Origin of the sequence: Leifsonia sp. NPDC014704, from assembly GCF_043083605.1 — a bacterium.
GTDB lineage: Bacteria > Actinomycetota > Actinomycetes > Actinomycetales > Microbacteriaceae > Leifsonia.
Map to the genome: position 1 here is coordinate 925537 of NZ_JBIBYW010000002.1, position 17540 is coordinate 943076.

Annotated in this window: 17 protein-coding genes; 9 read left to right on the top strand and 8 right to left on the bottom strand. The window is 69.6% G+C overall.

Going from position 1 to position 17540, the window contains the following annotated elements:
* Positions 1 to 17: 17 nt before the first annotated feature.
* Positions 18 to 752 carry a GNAT family N-acetyltransferase gene (locus tag ACF1AJ_RS15935; RefSeq protein ID WP_391508229.1) on the top strand — a complete coding sequence of 245 codons (735 nt, stop codon included), beginning with the start codon at positions 18 to 20 and terminating at the stop codon, positions 750 to 752.
* Positions 753 to 975: 223 nt separating this feature from the next.
* Here the strand turns inward: ACF1AJ_RS15935 and ACF1AJ_RS15940 are convergent, their stop codons facing one another.
* The 3 genes from ACF1AJ_RS15940 to ACF1AJ_RS15950 form a co-directional block, all read right to left on the bottom strand.
* Positions 976 to 1401, bottom strand: a complete 426-nt coding sequence (locus ACF1AJ_RS15940) for a hypothetical protein (protein ID WP_391508230.1) — start codon at positions 1399 to 1401, stop codon at positions 976 to 978.
* Between the two features lie 78 nt (positions 1402 to 1479).
* Positions 1480 to 3267, bottom strand: coding sequence for a glycoside hydrolase family 2 protein (locus ACF1AJ_RS15945; RefSeq protein ID WP_391508231.1), 1788 nt, complete (start codon positions 3265 to 3267; stop codon positions 1480 to 1482).
* Positions 3268 to 3319: 52 nt separating this feature from the next.
* Positions 3320 to 4330: a LacI family DNA-binding transcriptional regulator gene (locus tag ACF1AJ_RS15950; protein WP_391508232.1), complete on the bottom strand. Its 1011-nt coding sequence runs from the start codon at positions 4328 to 4330 to the stop codon at positions 3320 to 3322.
* A gap of 205 nt (positions 4331 to 4535) precedes the next feature.
* Here ACF1AJ_RS15950 and ACF1AJ_RS15955 point away from each other — a divergent pair, with 205 nt between their 5' ends.
* From ACF1AJ_RS15955 to ACF1AJ_RS15980, 6 genes are read left to right on the top strand one after another with little or no spacing between them, the layout of a single operon-like run.
* Positions 4536 to 5849, top strand: a complete 1314-nt coding sequence (locus ACF1AJ_RS15955) for an ABC transporter substrate-binding protein (protein WP_391508233.1) — start codon at positions 4536 to 4538, stop codon at positions 5847 to 5849.
* Positions 5842 to 6825 carry a carbohydrate ABC transporter permease gene (locus ACF1AJ_RS15960; protein WP_391508234.1) on the top strand — a complete coding sequence of 328 codons (984 nt, stop codon included), beginning with the start codon at positions 5842 to 5844 and terminating at the stop codon, positions 6823 to 6825. Before ACF1AJ_RS15955 ends, ACF1AJ_RS15960 begins: the two co-directional genes overlap by 8 nt.
* On the top strand, positions 6822 to 7712 hold the full coding sequence (locus tag ACF1AJ_RS15965) for a carbohydrate ABC transporter permease (RefSeq protein ID WP_391508235.1): 891 nt from the start codon (positions 6822 to 6824) through the stop codon (positions 7710 to 7712). The genes ACF1AJ_RS15960 and ACF1AJ_RS15965 overlap by 4 nt, the downstream gene beginning before the upstream one ends.
* A gap of 2 nt (positions 7713 to 7714) precedes the next feature.
* Complete coding sequence (locus tag ACF1AJ_RS15970; protein WP_391508236.1) at positions 7715 to 8683, top strand: glycoside hydrolase family 43 protein; 969 nt, start codon at positions 7715 to 7717, stop codon at positions 8681 to 8683.
* On the top strand, positions 8680 to 9624 hold the full coding sequence (locus ACF1AJ_RS15975; RefSeq protein ID WP_391508237.1) for a glycoside hydrolase family 43 protein: 945 nt from the start codon (positions 8680 to 8682) through the stop codon (positions 9622 to 9624). Before ACF1AJ_RS15970 ends, ACF1AJ_RS15975 begins: the two co-directional genes overlap by 4 nt.
* A gap of 14 nt (positions 9625 to 9638) precedes the next feature.
* Positions 9639 to 10502: a phytanoyl-CoA dioxygenase family protein gene (locus tag ACF1AJ_RS15980; protein WP_391508238.1), complete on the top strand. Its 864-nt coding sequence runs from the start codon at positions 9639 to 9641 to the stop codon at positions 10500 to 10502.
* A gap of 231 nt (positions 10503 to 10733) precedes the next feature.
* Here ACF1AJ_RS15980 and ACF1AJ_RS15985 read toward each other — a convergent pair whose 3' ends face one another.
* The 4 genes from ACF1AJ_RS15985 to ACF1AJ_RS16000 all read right to left on the bottom strand — a co-directional run bounded on the left by ACF1AJ_RS15985 (position 10734) and on the right by ACF1AJ_RS16000 (position 14637).
* Positions 10734 to 11804, bottom strand: coding sequence for a threonine aldolase family protein (locus tag ACF1AJ_RS15985; protein ID WP_391508239.1), 1071 nt, complete (start codon positions 11802 to 11804; stop codon positions 10734 to 10736).
* Positions 11801 to 12532 (bottom strand): SDR family oxidoreductase, encoded by a 732-nt coding sequence (locus ACF1AJ_RS15990; RefSeq protein WP_391508240.1) that lies wholly within the window; start codon positions 12530 to 12532, stop codon positions 11801 to 11803. The genes ACF1AJ_RS15985 and ACF1AJ_RS15990 overlap by 4 nt, the downstream gene beginning before the upstream one ends.
* The gene (locus ACF1AJ_RS15995; protein WP_391508241.1) at positions 12529 to 13974 is read right to left on the bottom strand and encodes a DUF6421 family protein; all 1446 of its coding nucleotides are present in this window, start codon (positions 13972 to 13974) and stop codon (positions 12529 to 12531) included. Before ACF1AJ_RS15995 ends, ACF1AJ_RS15990 begins: the two co-directional genes overlap by 4 nt.
* A 138-nt stretch (positions 13975 to 14112) precedes the next feature.
* Entirely contained in the window at positions 14113 to 14637 is a 525-nt protein-coding gene (locus ACF1AJ_RS16000) for a DUF488 family protein (RefSeq protein WP_391508242.1), read from the bottom strand.
* 156 nt (positions 14638 to 14793) lie between these two features.
* Between ACF1AJ_RS16000 and ACF1AJ_RS16005 the strand changes: the two genes are divergently transcribed.
* Complete coding sequence (locus ACF1AJ_RS16005; protein WP_391508243.1) at positions 14794 to 15690, top strand: SDR family NAD(P)-dependent oxidoreductase; 897 nt, start codon at positions 14794 to 14796, stop codon at positions 15688 to 15690.
* Positions 15691 to 15765: 75 nt separating this feature from the next.
* A complete protein-coding gene (locus ACF1AJ_RS16010) occupies positions 15766 to 17193 on the top strand; it encodes an APC family permease (RefSeq protein ID WP_391508244.1) in 1428 nt (475 codons plus the stop codon).
* Positions 17194 to 17223: 30 nt separating this feature from the next.
* On the opposite strand, the gene ACF1AJ_RS16015 is transcribed toward ACF1AJ_RS16010, so the two are convergent.
* The gene (locus ACF1AJ_RS16015) at positions 17224 to 17475 is read right to left on the bottom strand and encodes a hypothetical protein (RefSeq protein ID WP_391508245.1); all 252 of its coding nucleotides are present in this window, start codon (positions 17473 to 17475) and stop codon (positions 17224 to 17226) included.
* Positions 17476 to 17540 lie beyond the last annotated feature (65 nt).

A 17540-nucleotide genomic window follows, 5' to 3' on the forward strand; every position in this document is an offset into this window, starting at 1 on the left:
TGCGCTAGCGTCGACAGGTGCTCCTCCCTGACGCCGCCTCCCTCGACCGCCTCGCCGACCAGGGCTGGCCGGCGCTCGAGCGCGAGCAGCTGGAAGGGTGGACGCTGCGAGCCTCCTCCGGCGTCACCAACCGGGCGAACTCGGTGCTGACGTCGGGCGCCGTCGACGACCTCGACTCCGCGGTGGATGCGGCCGAGCGCTGGTACGCGGCACGGTCCCTCCCTCCGGCGTTCCAGGTGAGCCCCGCGTCGTCTCCCGCCCTGGCCGATGTGCTCGGCCGACGCGGGTATCGCGACCACTCGCCGACGGACATCCTCGTCGCCGGCCGTGCCGCCGCCGCGGTGCCCGCGGTCGATCCCGCCGTGCGGATCACCGACCGTCCCGACGAGGCGTGGCTCGACACCTGGTGGTCCGTCGATGGCCGGGGCGGAGCCGCCGAGCGCGATGTCGCCGCGCGCATCCTCCGCGGCGGCCCGGCTCTGTACGCCGAGCACGGCGACCCGGCCGCGCCGGACGCCGTCGCCCGGCTCGCGCTCGTGGGCGGGTGGGGAGGGCTCTACGCCGTCGCAACGCGGCCCGCGGCCCGACGCCGCGGGCTCGCCCGCACGCTCGTCCAAGCGCTCGCCACCGCATCCGCCGAGCACGGCGTCCACGGCCTGTGGCTGCAGGTGCTCGCGGACAACGCCGTGGCTCACGCCCTCTACGCGCCGCTGGGCTTCCGGCCGGCGTCGCACTACTCCTACTGGTCCTGACCCCCGCCGAGTGGGTGGGCCAGGTGGGGGGGAGCCGCCCCCGCCCCCCCAACCGCCCCCCAAAAGCGGGGGGGCGCGCCCACCCCCCCCCCCCCGCCCCCGGGGGGGGGCCCGGGGGGGGGGGGGGGGGGGCGGGCGCGTGTGCCCCCCCGCCCCGGGGGGGCGGGGGGGCGGCCCCCCCCCCCCCCCCCCCCCCCCCCCCCACGAATCTGGCGGGATGCCGCTAGACCTCCGCGGCGCGCTCCGGGCGGTAGGAGGCCAGGAAGGTCCCTGCGTACAGCGCGGCCGCCACGAGGAAGCCCACAGCCATCACGTACGAGGCCCAGTCGCTTCCGATCGCGATCGTCAGGACGCCGGCGAGAAATGTGACCGCCATCACGATCAGACCCCACAACGCGAGACGTTCGCCGACACCGGCCGCCCGGGCCGCGAGCAGGACGCGGACGCTCACGACGACGAGTCCGATGGCGATCAGGATGTGCAGGATGACGATGATCGTGTCGACCACACGGACGAACGTGCTGTCCGGCTCCCCGATCAGGTTGGCCGCCATGCCGAGCAGATACTGAACGGCGAGGGCGGTCAGAGCCTCCCGGGAGCGGCGACGGAGGTGCGCGGCGGGAGTCACCGCGGCGGCGGATGCAGACATGAACGCTCCTCGAGGAGAGAGACGGTTACGGCGTCGGCGTCATTCTGCTCTTCCCCGGCTCCACGGCACCAGGGGCGATCACGCGCCGAAGATCGCCCGCAGCTGCTCGATCGGGGCCTTGGGGCGGCGGTCCTCGAAGACCAGCCCGTTCGTCTCCTGACCGGTGTCGGCCAGCTGCGTGTAGCAATAGCCTGCGAGAGGAGCGGACGAGCGCACGGCGCCGACGAGGGCCCGCAGGCGCTCCACGAGGTCCGCGGTGCTGGTCGCCGTCGAATAGCCCCAGGCATCCTCCGGCCCGTTCTCGGTGAACGAGATGCCGCCGAACTCCGTCAGCATGATGGGGGCGTCGAGCCGCTGCTCGACGTCGACCACCAGTCGGCGGCCCGGGAGCGTGAACGGCGCCCCGAGAATCCCCTCGCGCGTCGCGTAGCGCTCGCGCACCCGCTCCGGGTCGTGGTCGTAGTCGTGGATGGACAGGATGTCGGACGCCGCGTGCTCCCAGCCGTCGTTGGAGATGACCGGCCGGCTCGGGTCGACCGTCTTGGTGAGGTGCACGAGCGCCTTCGCGTACGACACCATCCGCGGGTCGTGGGCGACGTGCTGCACGCCCCAGCTCTCGTTGAGCGGAACCCAGGTGACGATCGAGGGATGCGACCGGTCGCGGTCGAGGATCGCCGACCATTCGGCGATGCTGCGTCGCACGGCCTCCGGGCTGAACGCGTACGCCGCCGGCGCCTCGCCCCAGACGAGCAGGCCCAGCTTGTCGGCCCAGAACAAAAAGCGGGGGTCTTCGTACTTCTGGTGCAGGCGCGTGGCGTTGAAGCCGAGGTCGAGGATGAGCTGGGCCTCGGCGCGCAGGGCGTCCGCGCTCGGCGCCGCCGAATGCGACTCGGGCCAGTAGCCCTGGTTCAGCACGGAACGCAGATAGAGGGGTCGGTCGTTCAGCAGGAACCGGCCGCCCTCGACCGCGGTAGACCGCAGCCCGAAGTAGGACGCGACGACATCGCCCGCACCCTCGGGGCCCTGCAACGTCACCGTCGCATCCAGCAGCGTCGGGTGCGCGGGCGACCACAGCAGTTCCTCGTACGCCTGCCCGTTGGTCTGGCGGTGGATGCGGAACGGGATCTCCACCTCGCGTCCGGCGATCGCGGTCTCGACGCTCGCGAGCGGTTCGCCGCCCAGCTGTACCGTGATCCGTGCGGTCGTGCCTGCCGGTGCCGACCGGCTCAGGCGGAGCTGCGCCGTGACCTCGCCCGCGGGCACGTCGGTCACCCAGTGCAGCTGCTCGACGCGGAGTGCGGCGGCCGCCTCCAGCCAGACCGGCTGCCAGATCCCGGTGGTGCGGTGGTACCAGATCGAGTGCGGGTGGTGCCGCCAGTCCTGCTTGCCGCGCGGCTGCGCGACGTCGGCCGGGTCGTCCTGCGCCCGCACGGTGACCGAGAAGTCGCCGTCGCCGACGAGGTCGGTGATGTCGAGGGAGAACGGGGTCGAGCCGCCTTCGTGCCGTCCGGCCGATCGGCCGTCGATCCAGACCTCGCAGGCGTGGTCGACCGCGCCGAAGTTCAGCAGCAGGCGCTCGCCCGCCGGCACCTCGTCGCGCAGGACGGTGCGCTGGTACCAGACGACCGGGTGGAAGCCCGTGTCGCCGACGCCCGACGCATCCGACTCGAACGGGAAGGGAACCTGGATGACGCCGCCCAGCGACCGGGACGACTCCCAGTGCTCGCCCAACCCGCGGTCGTCGTCGTCGAACGCGAAGGTCCACGGACCGGAGAGGTCGAGCCAGTCGGCCCGGACGAGCTGCGGCCGCGGGTAGCGGCCGTCCTGGGCGGTGGCCGCATCCGTGCGGCGTTCCTCGGTGAGCATCCCATTAGCATGCACGATTCGTGCAGCGCTGTAAAGTCGGAAAATCCGCGGGTCAGGGGAGGGTCGGTGCGCTCTCGCGGGTGACCAGCGAGAAGGGCGCGAGCTCGTGGCGGCCCATGCCGTCGAAGCCGCCGACGCGCTCCAGCAGCATCTCCACCGCGCGGGATGCGAGACCGCGCATGTCCGGCGCGACCGAGGTGATCGACGGGTAGGTGACCGCCGTCATCGGCGTGTTGTCCCATCCCGTCACCGCGACGTCGTCGGGCACGTGGATGCCGCGCTCCTGCAGGGCGCGCAGGGCGCCGATGGCGGCGAGGTCGTCGCGGCAGACCAGGCCGTCGAAGCGCAGGCCGGCGTCGAGTGCGGAGCCGACGGCGCGCACGGCGTTGCCCGCAGAGACGGCGATGCTCGAGATGAGCAACTCCGGTTCCGGAGTGATGCCCGCATCCTCGAGCGCCTGCTGATATCCGGCGATGCGGAGCTTCGACGTGCGCGTCGGCCGGACGCTCTCATGCCCGGCGAACGCGATGCGCTTCCGCCCGAGCGACAGCAGGTGCTCCGTCGCCGTACGGGCGGCCTCCACGTTGTCGATCATGATGCGGTCGACGGTGAGCGGAGCGGCGTTCTCGCCGAGCACCACGAGCGGGATGTCGGTGCGCGACTGCGCCAGCTCGGCGGAGTTCATGACGCTCGGCTGGAAGATCATGCCGTCCACCAGTCCCGACTCACCGGCGGAGACGACAGCGCGCTCCCCCTCGATGGTCCCCTCGGTCTGCTCCAGCAGCACGCGGTATCCGCGGCGCTCGGCCTCGTCGGCGACGACGCGCGCCAGTTCGGCGAAGTAGGGCAACGTCACGTCGGCGAAGGCCAGGGCGAGCAGGCCGGTGCGACCGGTCGCGAGCCGCCGGCCCATGATGTTGGGGCGGTAGCCGAGCTCGTCGATCGCGCGCTGTACGCGCTCCCGCATCGCCGGGCTGACGTGCGCGTAGTTGCGGACCACGTTCGAGACGGTCTTCATGGACACGCCCGCGTGCTCCGCCACATCCTGAAGCCTGACGGCCATGGCGCCTCCTTCCGCGTCATCGATCGCGTGCCTGCGGGGTCACTCTACAGGGAGCCGCCCAATGCAGACATTGTGAGGTTGACACGCTGTGTTCAGCGCTGTAAATTCGCCAAGCATGCCGAGTGTATCCGGCTCCAGCACCACCGATCACGCCGCCGGCCCGATGGAAGGGCAGCGTGAGAGGCTCACTCAAGGGAGAGATCACATGAAAAAGCGATTCGCCGCACGTGCGATCGCAGTGGCGGTCACCGCGGGCCTCGGGCTCGCGCTGACGGCCTGCGGAAGCAGCAGCTCCGGAGGTGGCGGAGACGTCTCCTCCGCCGACTACACCGGACCGAAGGTCAACATCAGCTTCTGGAACGGCTGGACCGGCGGTGCCGCTCCCGTGCTCGTGCCGAAGCTGATCGAGAAGTTCAACTCCGAGCACAAGAACATCGTTGTCAAGGATGTTCCGATGGAGTGGGCGGACATCGCCCGCAAGATGCCCCTGGCCGTGAAGGCCGGCAAGGGCCCGGATGTCGCGGTCGGCCACGGCGACGACATCGCCACCTATGCGGCCCAGGGCCTCGTGCTCAAGGCGGACAGCATCGTGAAGTCCCTCGGCTACAAGGCGAGCGACTTCCCGGAGGGGCTGCTCGACGCCGGCAAGTACAACGGCAGCCAGTACGCCGTGCCGTGGAGCATCACGCCGCTCGGCCTGTACGTCAACAAGGACGTGCTCCAGTCGGCCGGAGTCGACCCGAACACCATTCCGCAGGACAAGGACTCGTACCTGGCGGCGCTCGAGAAGCTGAAGGCCGCGGGCGTCCAGGGTGAGTGGGTGGACGGTTACGTCTTCACCGGAACCTTCGAGTTCGAGAGCCTCCTCTGGCAGTACGGCGGAGACCTCTTCAACAAGGATGTCTCGAAGGCGACCTTCAACTCGGAGGCGGGCGTCAAGGCGCTCACCTGGATGACCGACCTGATCAAGAAGGGCTACAGCCCGGCCGACGTGGCCCAGGACGGCAACATCAACGCCCTCATCGCCGGCAAGACCGCCTTCAACTGGAACGGCGTCTGGCAGACGACCAACACCGCGTTCGACAAGCTGAAGTGGCAGGCGGTCGCCGTGCCGCAGATCGGCGACGAGAAGGCCGTCTGGTCGAGCTCGACCCACTGGATGTTCATGAACAACAAGGGTCAGGACAAGAACAAGACCGCCGCCGCTGCGACGTTCGTCAAGTGGATGAACGACAACTCGGCGGACTGGCCGAAGACCGGTGAGCTGCCCGCCAAGAACTCGGTTCGCGACGACCCGAAGCTGGTGCAGACCTACCCCAACTTGAAGCCGTTCCTCGACGAGCTGCCCTACGCGCACTACGAGCCCATCGCACCGGGCATCACCACGGTGGAGGCGACGATCACCGTCGCGGTGAACGAGGCCATCACCGGCAAGAAGGATCCGAAGCAGGCTCTGGACGACGCGGCCGCCAAGGCGGACACCCTGCTGAAGCAGAACAAAGAGAAGTACGGTGACTGACACCGCTTCGATCGTGGCGCCCCGGGAGACCGGGGCGCCACGCCCGTCCCGCTCCGGCAGGAAGGCCGGCAAGCGGCCCGGCGCCCCCCGGCGCACCGGCGTCGCCTACCTCTTCCTGGCGCCGTTCCTCATCCTGTTCATCGTGTTCGTCCTGGCGCCCGCGGTGTTCGGCCTGTGGATCAGTCTCACGAACTGGAGCCCGTTCCGGGCCACCCAGAAGTTCATCGGACTCCAGAACTACATCGACCTGTTCACCGCCGGCAGCGCGACGTCGGGTGACTTCTGGCAGTCGATGGCCGCGACCGGCATCTTCACGCTCGCCAGCGTCCCGTTCCTGTTGCTCATCCCGCTGCTGATCGCGGTGCTGCTCAACCAGAGGATCCGCGCCGGCTCGTTCTTCCGCGGCGTCTTCTTCGCCCCCTACGTGCTCGGCGTCGCCGTCATCAGTGTCATCTGGAAGTACCTCCTCGACACCCAGTCCGGCATCATCAACCACCTGCTGGGGATGATCGGCCTGCCCGACAACCTGCCCTGGACGGTCGACGTGCCGTGGGTGTGGGTCACGCTGGCGGGCGTCACCGTGTGGTGGACCATGGGCTTCAACACCGTCATCATCCTCGCCGGTCTGAAGGGCATCAGCCCCGATCTCTACGAAGCAGCCGCACTGGACGGCGCAGGCGCCTGGCGCCAGTTCATCAGCGTGACGCTGCCCGGCCTCCGCCAGGTCATGACCTTCGTCATCACCATCACCATCCTCGCGAGCGCGAACATGTTCGGTCAGTCGTTCCTCATCACGAAGGGCGGTCCGGGCAATACGACCCGCACGGCGATCATGTACATCGCCGACCAGGGCCTGTCGCAGAACAACCTCGCGGCTGCGGCGGCGATGAGCTACGTGCTGTTCGCCTTCCTCGCGATCATCAGCATCATCAACTTCCGCCTCCAGCGGGAGCGGGCAGAGAAGAGCGCCTCATGACGACGACGGCCCCCGAGAAGACGGAGACCCCGCGGGTCATCCGCGCCCGGCGCAAGCAGACACCGCAAGCGGCGGCCCGCAAGACCCTGCTCTACGCCGTGCTGATCGTCCTGGCGCTGGTGGTCATCCTCCCGCTGGCGTGGATCCTGCTGACCTCGTTCAAGACCGACGGCGACGCCATCCGCAACCCGTACTCGGCGATCCCGAACCCGTTCTCGACCGAGGCCTACACGACGCTGGCCAGCGGTCAGCAGCCGGTGTTCCGCTGGTTCCTGAACAGCCTCGCGGCCGCCGCGCTGCAGACCGTGCTCATCCTGATCACGGCGAGCATGGCCGCCTACGCCCTCGCGCGCCTCGAGTTCTGGGGCAAGCGCATCGTCTTCGGCCTGATCATCTCCACCCTGCTCGTCCCGCCGGTCATCTTCCTCATCCCGAACTACCTGATCGTGCAGAACCTCGGGTGGCTCGACACGCTGTGGGCGATCACCATCCCGGGTGCGGCCAGCGCGTTCGGCGTGTTCTTCCTCCGGCAGTTCTTCGTGGGACTTCCGGCGGAGATCGAGGAGGCGGCGCGGATCGACGGAGCGGGTGACATCCGGATCTTCCTGCAGATCGTGCTGCCGCTCGCACGCCCGGCGCTCGCGACGCTCGCGGTGCTGAGCTTCCTCGCCAACTGGAACGACTTCCTGTGGCCGGTGTACGTGCTGCTCAGCCCGGAGAACCTGACGCTGCAGCCCGGTCTGTCGCAGCTGCAGGGCGCGTACTCCACGCACTACGCCATCGTGATGGCGGGTGCCGTGATCGCGTCGGTGCCGGTGCTCATCCTGTTCTTCTTCGCGCAGAAGCAGATCGTCGAGAGCGTCGCCACCAGCGGGGTCAAGGGGTGAGGATGCGCCGCCCGGCCGCCGTCGCCGCGACGATCATCGCTCTGGCGGCGTCGCTGGTGGGATGCTCGGCCGGCTCCGAGCCCAGTGCGTCGCCGTCGACCGAGGTCGCACCCTTCCAGATCGACAGCGACTTCCCTGATCCCGGCGCGCTCGTCGTCGGCGACCGGGTGTACGCCTACGCCACGAACACCGCGGCCGTGAACGTCCAGGTCGCCACATCTGACGACATGAAGACGTGGACGCTGAGCGACGAGGATGCGATGCCGCAGTTGCCGTCGTGGGCGATCAAGGGAAAGACCTGGGCCCCCGGCCCGGCTCAGCTCGGCGACGGGCGGTTCGCCCTGTACTTCACAGCATCGGACGCCGCCAGCAAGTTCCAGTGCATCGGCGTCGCGTTCGCCGACCGTCCGGAGGGGCCATTCACCTCGACGGCGGACAAGCCACTCGTCTGCCCGGAGGACGAAGGCGGTGCGATCGACGCCAGCGTCACCGCCGACGAGAACGGCCAGCGCTACCTGGTGTGGAAGAACGACGGCAACTGCTGCGGCTACGACACGTGGATCTCGGCCCAGCCGCTCTCGGCCGACGGCGCCTCGCTGACCGGGGAGCCGACCCGGCTGATCAAGCAGACCGAGTCGTGGGAAGGCCAGCTCGTCGAAGCGCCGGTGATCGTGCGGCACGACGGCGAGTACGTGCTGCTCTACTCGGCCAACAACTACGCCGACTCGTCCTACGTGACCGGCGTCGCCACGGCGAAGAGTCTGCTCGGCCCGTACACCAAGGAGAAGGAGCCGCTGCTCTCGACCCCCGGCTCGAAGGGGCGCTACCTCGGCCCCGGCGGCGAGGACCTCGTGACCTTCCAGGGCAAGGACTGGATGCTGTTCCACTCGTGGGACGAGGCGTTCGCCTACCGCGGCATGCACGCCGTCCCGGTGACGTGGAAGGGCGGACTGCCGGAGCTCGCGCCGTGACCGGTGACATCCTTCGCGTGGCCCGGCACTGGGGTCCGGTGTGGGAGGGATACTTCGCGGACCCGTTCGTGCTGCGCCTCCCCGACGGCGGCTACGTGGCGTACGGCACCCACCCGGACGCCGACGGGGACCGCGTCTTCGAGGCGCTGCGCTCGCCCGACCTGGCGCAGTGGGAGAGTGCCGGGGCCGTGCTGGAGCGCGTCGACGACGCCCTCGGCGCGGACTACTGGGCGCCCGAGGTGGCCCACGCGCATGACGCCTACTGGATGTACTACTCGGTCGGCCGCGGCATCGAGGGCCACCACCTGCGCGTGGCACGTTCGGACTCTCCTGTCGGCCCCTTCCGAGACGTCGGCGTCGACCTGACCCCCGACGAGCTCTTCGCGATCGACGCGCACCCGTTCCAGGACGCCGACGGCCGCTGGTACCTCTACTTCGCGCACGACGTGCTCGACCACGAGCGCCCGGGAACCCACCTCGCCGTCGCCCCGCTCGACGAGGGGATGACGGCCCTGGCCGGACCGCCCCTTCCGGTGCTCGCGCCCAACGCCGACTGGCAGCTGTACGAGCGCGACCGTCTCATCCACGGTCGCCGCTTCGACTGGCACACGCTCGAGGGGCCCGCGGTGGTGCATCGCGACGGCCGCTACTGGCTGACGTACTCCGGCGGTGCGTGGACGGGGCCCGGGTACGCCGTGGGCGTCGCCGCCGCCGACCATCCACTCGGCCCATGGAGCCACGTCGACCAGCCGCCGCTCCTGAAGAGCGGGGGCGACCTGCGGGGTCCCGGCCACAACTCGCTCACCGTCGCGCCGGACGGCACCGACGTGATCGCGTTCCACTCCTGGAACGCGGATGCGACGGCGCGTCAGCTGCACCTGGGCGCCCTGCGCATCGAACAGCACGCGCGGAGCGGACAGCCCGCGCCGATCACCACCTGAGAGGAACGACGACCATGGACGACGCGGTTCCGCACGTCACCCCCACCCTTCCCGACACCTCCGGCCTCGAGCCCGAGTTACAGCAAGCCGTGGAGACGATCTACACCGACGGCATCATCGGGAAGAAGGCCGCATTCTCGACCGAGTGGGCCGACCGCCTGCGCGAGGACATCGAGGTCGCCTTCGACGAGGCCCTCGGCCGCCCGGGCGGCGCGGTGGGTCGCGGCACCAAGCGCTACTACGTGGAGATCCACCCGGAGCAGATGCGCGGGTGGCTCGAGCTGGTCGACCACCCCTGGGTGCGCGGCGTCTGCGAGGCCGTGCTCGGCCCCGACTACCAGATCGTGGAACTCGGCTTCGACGTGCCGGGCCCCGGCGCAAAGGACCAGCCGTGGCACCGCGACTTCCCGATGCCGGAGGAGACCATCCGCACCGGGCGCCTGACCTCGCTCGCCTTCAACCTGACCGCCGTCGACACCGCGGAGGACATGGGTCCGTTCGAGATCGCTCCCGGCACCCAGTGGGACCTGCCGGTGGGCTTCGAGCACGACATGTTCCCGTCGTCGGAGCTCTACCCGCGCTTCCTGGAGCGGGCGGTGCGCAAGTATCCGCAGCGCGGCGACATCTCCGCTCGCTCGGCGCTCACCCTGCACCGCGGCACGCAGAACACGTCCGACAGGTCGCGTCCCGTGCTCGTGCTCGGCGTCGACGCGCCCGGCGCTGGGAACGCTGAGCACCACGACATGGCCGTCACGCACGGCTTCTACGAGTCGCTGCCGGAGCGGGTGCGGCGTCACCTGGTGTGCCCGGTCGTGGATGATCTCACGCCGATCACGCAGAAGCACACCATCGAGGGACTGATGATGGGCGACGCCTGACGGAGCGTGTGCTCGCGAGGTGCTGTGCCTCTGCCGTTAAACCACGATGCCGGGCTGCGGGAAGACTAGGGTTTCTTCTCACGGCCCGGCATACGTTTCGGGGTTACGCCGGATGGATATTCGGGTTCCTCCGCCGCTCTTCGAGACTACAGGAAAAGTCCTCGTTGTGTAGGTCGAATGGAGGACATATTTGTACCCCGGTCTGTCCCCAGTGCGAGGGGCAGGTCTGCGTCAGGCCGCGAGTTCCTGCGTCAGAGCAGCCACGAAGGCGTCGATGTCCTGTTCTGTGGTGTCGAAGGAGCACATCCACCGCACCTCGTTGTTCGCCGCATCCCAGTCGTAGAACCGGAAATGCTCCCGCAGCCGGTCGGCGACCCCGGCCGGCAGGGTCGCGAAGACGCCGTTCGCCTCGGTCTTCTGGCTGAAGCCGACGCCCCGGATGCTGCCGTCGTCGATGCCCGCCTCCAGTGCCGTGCGCAACCGGGTCGCCATCGCGTTGGCGTGCGAGGCAGACCGCAGGTACAGGTCGTCGGTGAGCAGTGCGATGAGCTGCGCCGAGATGAACCGCATCTTCGACGCCAGCTGCATGTTCAGCTTGCGGAGGTAGACCATCCCCTCCGACGCCTGCGGGTTGAGCACGACGACGGCCTCGCCGTACAGCATGCCGTTCTTCGTCCCGCCGAAGCTGAGCACATCCACTCCGGCGTCGGTCGTGAACGCCCGCAGCGGCACGCCCAGGGTGGCCGCCGCGTTCGCGATGCGGGAGCCGTCCATGTGCAGCTTCATGCCGAGCGCGTGGACGTGGTCGGCGATCGCCCGGACCTCCTCCACCGTGTACGCGGTACCCAGCTCGGTCGTCTGCGTGATGGACACGACCAGCGGCTGGGCACGGTGCTCGTCTCCCCAGCCCCACGCCTCGCGGTCGATGAGCTCCGGGGTCAGCTTGCCGTCCGGCGTCTCGATCGGGAGCAGCTTGATGCCGGCCACCTTCTCGGGGGCACCGCCCTCGTCGGTGTTGATGTGCGCCGTCTTCGCGCACACGACGGCGCCCCAGCGCGGCAGCATCGACTGCAGGCCGACGACGTTCGCCCCGGTTCCGTTGAACACCGGATACACCTCGACGCCCTCGCCGAAGTGCTCGGCGAACACTTCGTGCAGGCGGGCCGTGTAGACGTCCTCGCCGTAGGCGATCTGGTGGCCGTTGTTCGCGGCCGCGATGGCGTCGAGGATCTCGGGGTGCACGCCCGCGTAGTTGTCGGAGGCGAAGCCGCGGAGGGTGAGGTCGTGGAGTTGAAGCGTCACGACTCCATCCTTCCAGGCTCGAGGGGGATGCGTCGGCCGTTGACCGCCGCCGCCTCCTGCTCCCACAGGCGCACGACCTCGTCTCCGAGCTGCGGCTCGAGGCCCTCCAGGGTCTTCACGACGAAGACGGTCGCCGCCGACTGGGGCGCCTGCTTGGCGAAGCCCTGCGCGATCGCTCGGACCCAGGCGTCCGCCGCCGCCTTCGCCGCAGCGTAGTTCGCACCGCCCGGGTACGGCTTCTCGACCGCGGTCGACGAGACGATCGCCAGCCGTCCGGCGGGCGAGGCGGCGAGGTCGTCGAAGAAGATGCGGGTGGTGTTGCGGAGGGTGCGGAAGCCTCGCTCCAGGAACTCCCAGTCCTCGTCGCTCTGGCCCGCGATCCCGCCGCCGCCGCGCCAGCCGCCCACGAGGTGGATGAGGCCGTCGATGTGCCCGAACTTGAGGTGGACGCGCATGGCCAGCTCGGCCACCGCATCCCGGTCGGCGAGATCGCACGGTCGCGTCTCGACGCCCGGGACGGCGGCGGCCAGCGCATCCAGCGCCTCCTGCCGGGTTCCGACCGCCAGGACGGTCGCGCCGGCCGCGACCAGCGCACGGGCGACCGCCTCGCCCGACGCGCTGGTGGCGCCGGCGATCAGCACCAGGCGGCCGCGGGCGGAGTCCGCGCCGAGCGGCCCGGCCTCCGAAGAGGGCCGGGCCGCCTGGTCCGCCGAGAGGGCGTCCGTCATGCCGCGTCCGTGGTCCCGGTGATGCCGGCCGTCGACTCGATGACGGTCGCCATCTTCTTGTTCAGCGCCTCGTAGAACATCGAGAGCGGGAACTCGTCGTCCAGCACCTGGTCGGTGTAGCCCTTCGGCGGCCCGGCCAGGACCTCGTCCGACAGTCCGCGAGCCCAGTTGGAGGCGGGGTGCGGGGTGAGGGTCTCGGTCAGCATCTCGTAGGCGGCCAGCCAGTGCGCCACCTTCGGCCGGTCGATGGAACGCCAGTACAGCTCGTTGATCCGGTCGCTCAGCGCGATGACCACGTCCGGAACGTTCTCCCAGTCGATGGTGAGCTGGGTGTCCGTCCAGTGCAGGACGTCGTGCTGGTGCATCCACGCGAACAGCAGCTGGCCGCCGAGCCCGTCGTAGTTGCGCACGCGGCTGCCGGTGATCGCGAACCGGAAGATGCGGTCGAAGATCACCGCGTACTGCACCAGGTGCGCGTGGTCGCGGATGGCGCGCTGCGCCTCCGAGAGCTCGGCGTCGGGCAGAGCGCTGAGCTCGCGCTCGAGCTTCACCGACTCGCGGAACGCGGTCAGGTCGCACCGCAGCTCCTCAAGCGAGTACAGGAAGAACGGCATCCGCTGCTTGATCATGAACGGGTCGAACGGCAGGTCGCCGCGCATGTGGCTGCGGTCGTGGATGATGTCCCACATCACGAAGGTCTCCTCCGTGAGGTGCTGGTCGTCCAGCATCGCGGCCGCGTCGTCCGGCAGCTCCAGCTTCGTGATCTCCGCGGCGGCGCGGACCACGCGGCGGTAGCGTGCCGCCTCGCGGTCCTGGAAGATCGCGCCCCAGGTGAACGCCGGGATCTCGCGCATGGCCACGGTCTCGGGGAACAGCACAGCCGAGTTGGTGTCGTAGCCGGGCGTGAAGTCGACGAACCGCAGGGCGACGAACAGCTTGTTGCCGTAGTCGCCGGCCTCCAGCTCCGCCACGAACTCCGGCCAGATCACCTCGACCAGCAGCGCCTCGACGTGGCGGTCGGAACTGCCGTTCTGCGTGTACATGGGGAACACGACCAGGTGGCCGAGCCCATCCACGCGGTGCTGCTGCGGCTGGAACTCGTTCAGCGAGTCGAGGAAGTCGGGGACGCCGAAGCCCTCGTCGGCCCAGCGCGTGAAGTCGCGCTGCAGCGCAGCCAGGTAGGACGCGTCGTGCGGGAACGCCGGTGCGAGTGCGGCGATCGAGTCGACGATGGTGCGGACGTGCTCGGCGGCTGCCGGGCGGTCGGACTCCTGCTCGACCGATCCGTCCTTCACCTGAAGTGCCTGCAGCGCGACGGCGGCGTCTTTGAGGCGCAGCCAGGCGGGATCGTTCGCGACCTCGCGGACCGGGCGGCCGTCCTCGACGACCTCGGGCTCCCCGACAATGGCGTCTGCGGTGAAGTGCTGGACGAATTGAGACATGACGAACCTCCCGTCGTTGGTCGGCCGCTCGCACGCGGCAGTGGTGTGGACGTTTAGAGCCTATCCGGGGATCGCGAGCGTTTTGTTGTCTATTCCGGCGGAAAACTGCGCCGATTGCTGGGGATGCGCAGCGAATCGCTAGTCGGCCGCCGGGTAGACGAGATGACCGTCGACGACGTGGGCGTGCGGGTTGAGGACGGCCGGACGCACCGACCGCTTGGAGAGGATGTCGAACACCTCGACGCCCGCGGTGATCAGGGCGTCGGTGACGAGGCGCCGATGGCACCGCCAGGGCACGGCCTCACTGCACATGATCGCCGGCCGGAACTCCTGGGCCAGCGCGAGCAGCTCGTCCATCCCCTCCGCGAACTCGGCGGTGGCCATGTAGTCCGCATACGCGCGGAACGCCGCGACCTGCCAGTACCCGTTCGGGCTCTCCGTCCCGGCCGGTGTGTGACGCCGTCCGCCCAGCTTCTCCAGCCAGCGGTAGCCGATGCCGGGCGGGAGCGCCTCGACGATCGCGTCCTGGTTCCACTGGGGGAGGCGGCGAGACGACGGGAAGTGGCGGATGTCCACCAGCATCGTCACGTCGTTCTCGCGCAGCATCCCGAGCACCTCCGCGAACGCCCGGTTCGAGTGCCCCACCGTGTACACCACGCTCACGCCCCGCACCCTACGCCCGCCGATCCTCCCTCCGCCCACCGTCGAGTCCGCACATCTTGCACACTGAACGCCGCGCGGGCGTGCAAAGTCTGCGGACTCGACGGTGGGGCGGAGGCGGGAGCAGACGCGCGGGGCGGACGCTGCGATGATGGGGGGATGGCGAGAACGGTTCGCGGGGCGCGTGTGCTCATCACCGGGGCGGCGTCGGGCATGGGGAGGCTGTACGCCGAGCGCGCCGTGCTCGAGGGCGCACGAGCGGTCGTGCTCTGGGACCGCGACGAGGCAGCGCTCAGCGAGTTGACGCATCGGCTGCGGCGCGAGGTGCTCGCCGGGCGCACAGCAGCGGCCTGGGGAGCGCCGCCACGGTCACCGAGCTCGGCAGCCGGGAAGGCATCCACCAGCGTGCTGCCTTACGTCGTCGACCTCGCGGAGCTCGGGGCGATCGCGCAGAGCGCCCAGGCGGTCCGCAAGGAGCTCGGCGGCATCGACATCCTCATCAACAACGCCGGCATCGTGCGCGGCAAGTACTTCTGGGAGCACGACAACGGCGACGACACCCGCCCGACCATGCAGGTCAACGCTCTCGCCCCGATGTACGTCACGCGGGAGTTCCTGCCCGGGATGCAGCAGAGCCCCCGCGAGGCCCGCATCGTGAACATCGCGTCGGCCGCCGGCACGATCTCCAACCCGCGCATGAGCGTCTACGCCGCGAGCAAGTGGGCGGTGATCGGCTGGAGCGACAGCGTCCGCCTCGAACTGCAGCAGCAGGGCTTCGGCCACGTGAAGGTCACGACGGTCGCGCCGAGCTACATCGACACGGGGATGTTCGAAGGCGCCCGCGGGCCGCTCCTGACCCCGGTGATGAGCCCGGGGTACGTCGTCGACCGCGTGTGGCGGGCGATGCTCGCGGGTCGCCCGATGCTCATGCTGCCGTGGACGGTCGGGCTGGCGCGGACCCTCCGCGGGGTGCTGCCGACGCGTGCGTGGGATGCCGTCGCAGGCCGCGTCTTCGGTGTCTACGACTCCATGGAGGGGTTCACCGGGCGGCAATAGCGGACGCCGGGACTCCCTTTTCTGTACGAACTCACATACAGTGGCTCCCCGAGCGAACGTCGAAGGGAGCCGATCGTGAGCGATCCGTCGTGGACCCAGGTGGTCAAGACCGTCGAGCCGGAGCAGCCGGAGCTGAAACGGGCCCTCGGGCCGGGGCTGCTGCTCCTGTTCATCGTCGGCGACATCCTCGGGACGGGCGTGTACGCCCTGACCGGGCAGGTCGCGGCGGAGGTCGGCGGCGCCGCGTGGCTGCCGTTCCTGCTGGCGTTCGCCGTGGCGACCGTGACCGCTTTCTCCTACCTGGAGCTCGTCACGAAGTACCCGCAGGCCGCGGGCGCCGCGCTGTACACGCACAAGGCGTTCGGCATCCACTTCTTCACGTTCATCGTGTGCTTCATCGTCATGACCTCCGGCATCACGTCGGCGTCGACGGCATCGCGCGCGTTCGCGGTGAACCTCACGGTCGGCTTCGGCATCCCCGACGACAACGTCACGACGCTGCTCATCGCCCTCGCCTTCATCGTGCTCATCATGCTGGTGAACCTGCGCGGTGTCTCCGAGAGCGTGTGGCTGAACGTGGTGCTGACCCTCGTCGAGCTCTCCGGTCTGCTGCTGGTGATCTTCATCGGCCTCTGGGCGATCGGCGGCGGCAACGCGGACTGGTCGCAGGTGGTGGCGTTCGAGACGCCGGAGGACAAGGGCGTGCTGCTGGCGGTGAGCACGGCGACCTCGCTCGCGTTCTTCGCGATGGTCGGCTTCGAGGACTCGGTCAACATGGCAGAGGAGACCAAGGACCCGAGCCGGATCTTCCCGAAGATGATGCTGAGCGGTCTGGGCATCGCCGCGGTCATCTACGTGCTGGTCTCGATCACGGTCGTCGCGCTGGTCCCCATCGGCGAGCTGGCCGGCAGCGAGACCCCGCTGGTGCTGGCCGTCGAGGCTGCGGCCCCCGGCTTCCCAATCAACGACCTGCTGCCGTTCATCTCGATGTTCGCGGTGGCCAACACCGCCCTCATCAACATGATGATGGCGAGCCGTCTGCTCTACGGCATGAGCCGGCAGAACGTGCTTCCGCCGTTCCTGGCGAAGGTGTCGCACACGCGCCGCACGCCGTGGACGGCCATCCTGTTCACCACCGCGCTCGCCGTGGCCCTGATCATCTACGTCTCGCTCGACCCGAAGGGCTCGATCGTCGCGCTGCTCGGAGGCACGACATCCCTGCTGCTCCTCGCGGTGTTCGCGGTCGTCAACGTGGCCGTGCTGGTGCTCCGCAAGCAGCCGGTGGACCACAAGCACTTCCGGTCGCCGACGGTGCTGCCGATCATCGGCGCGATCACCTGTCTGTACCTGGTGTTCCCGTGGACCTCCGGTCGCCCGGTCGGCCAGTACACGATCGCGCTCGGCCTGCTCGGCATCGGCATCCTGCTGTGGGTGGTCGAGCGGATCTACTCCGCGGTCGCGCGACGCCGGACGACCCACGAGAAGGTCGACTCGACGCGCTGAGGCGTTAGCGGCGCCTGATCGCGGTCGGGATCAGGCGTCGCCGGCGCGATGACCCGGGTCGCCGCGCTCGATGATGGCCGCCGGGTCGAGGTCGTCCTCCGGCGGCACGGGGATGTCTCCCACGTCGTCGGGTCCGCCGGTGCCCGGGCGCACGGCTGCGCCGTCCGACTCCTCCTGCTTGACCTCGGTCTCGCGCTCGCTCGCTGGGCTGTAGGAGCGGTCCTTCGCGGTCTGGTCGGCGTCGCTCTGGTGCTCGTCGGGGGCGTCCGGTGTCGCGTTCATTCGAGGGACGGTACGCGCACATCCCGGGCCGCCCAAGCCCCTGACGAAGGCAGCGGGCGGGTGTT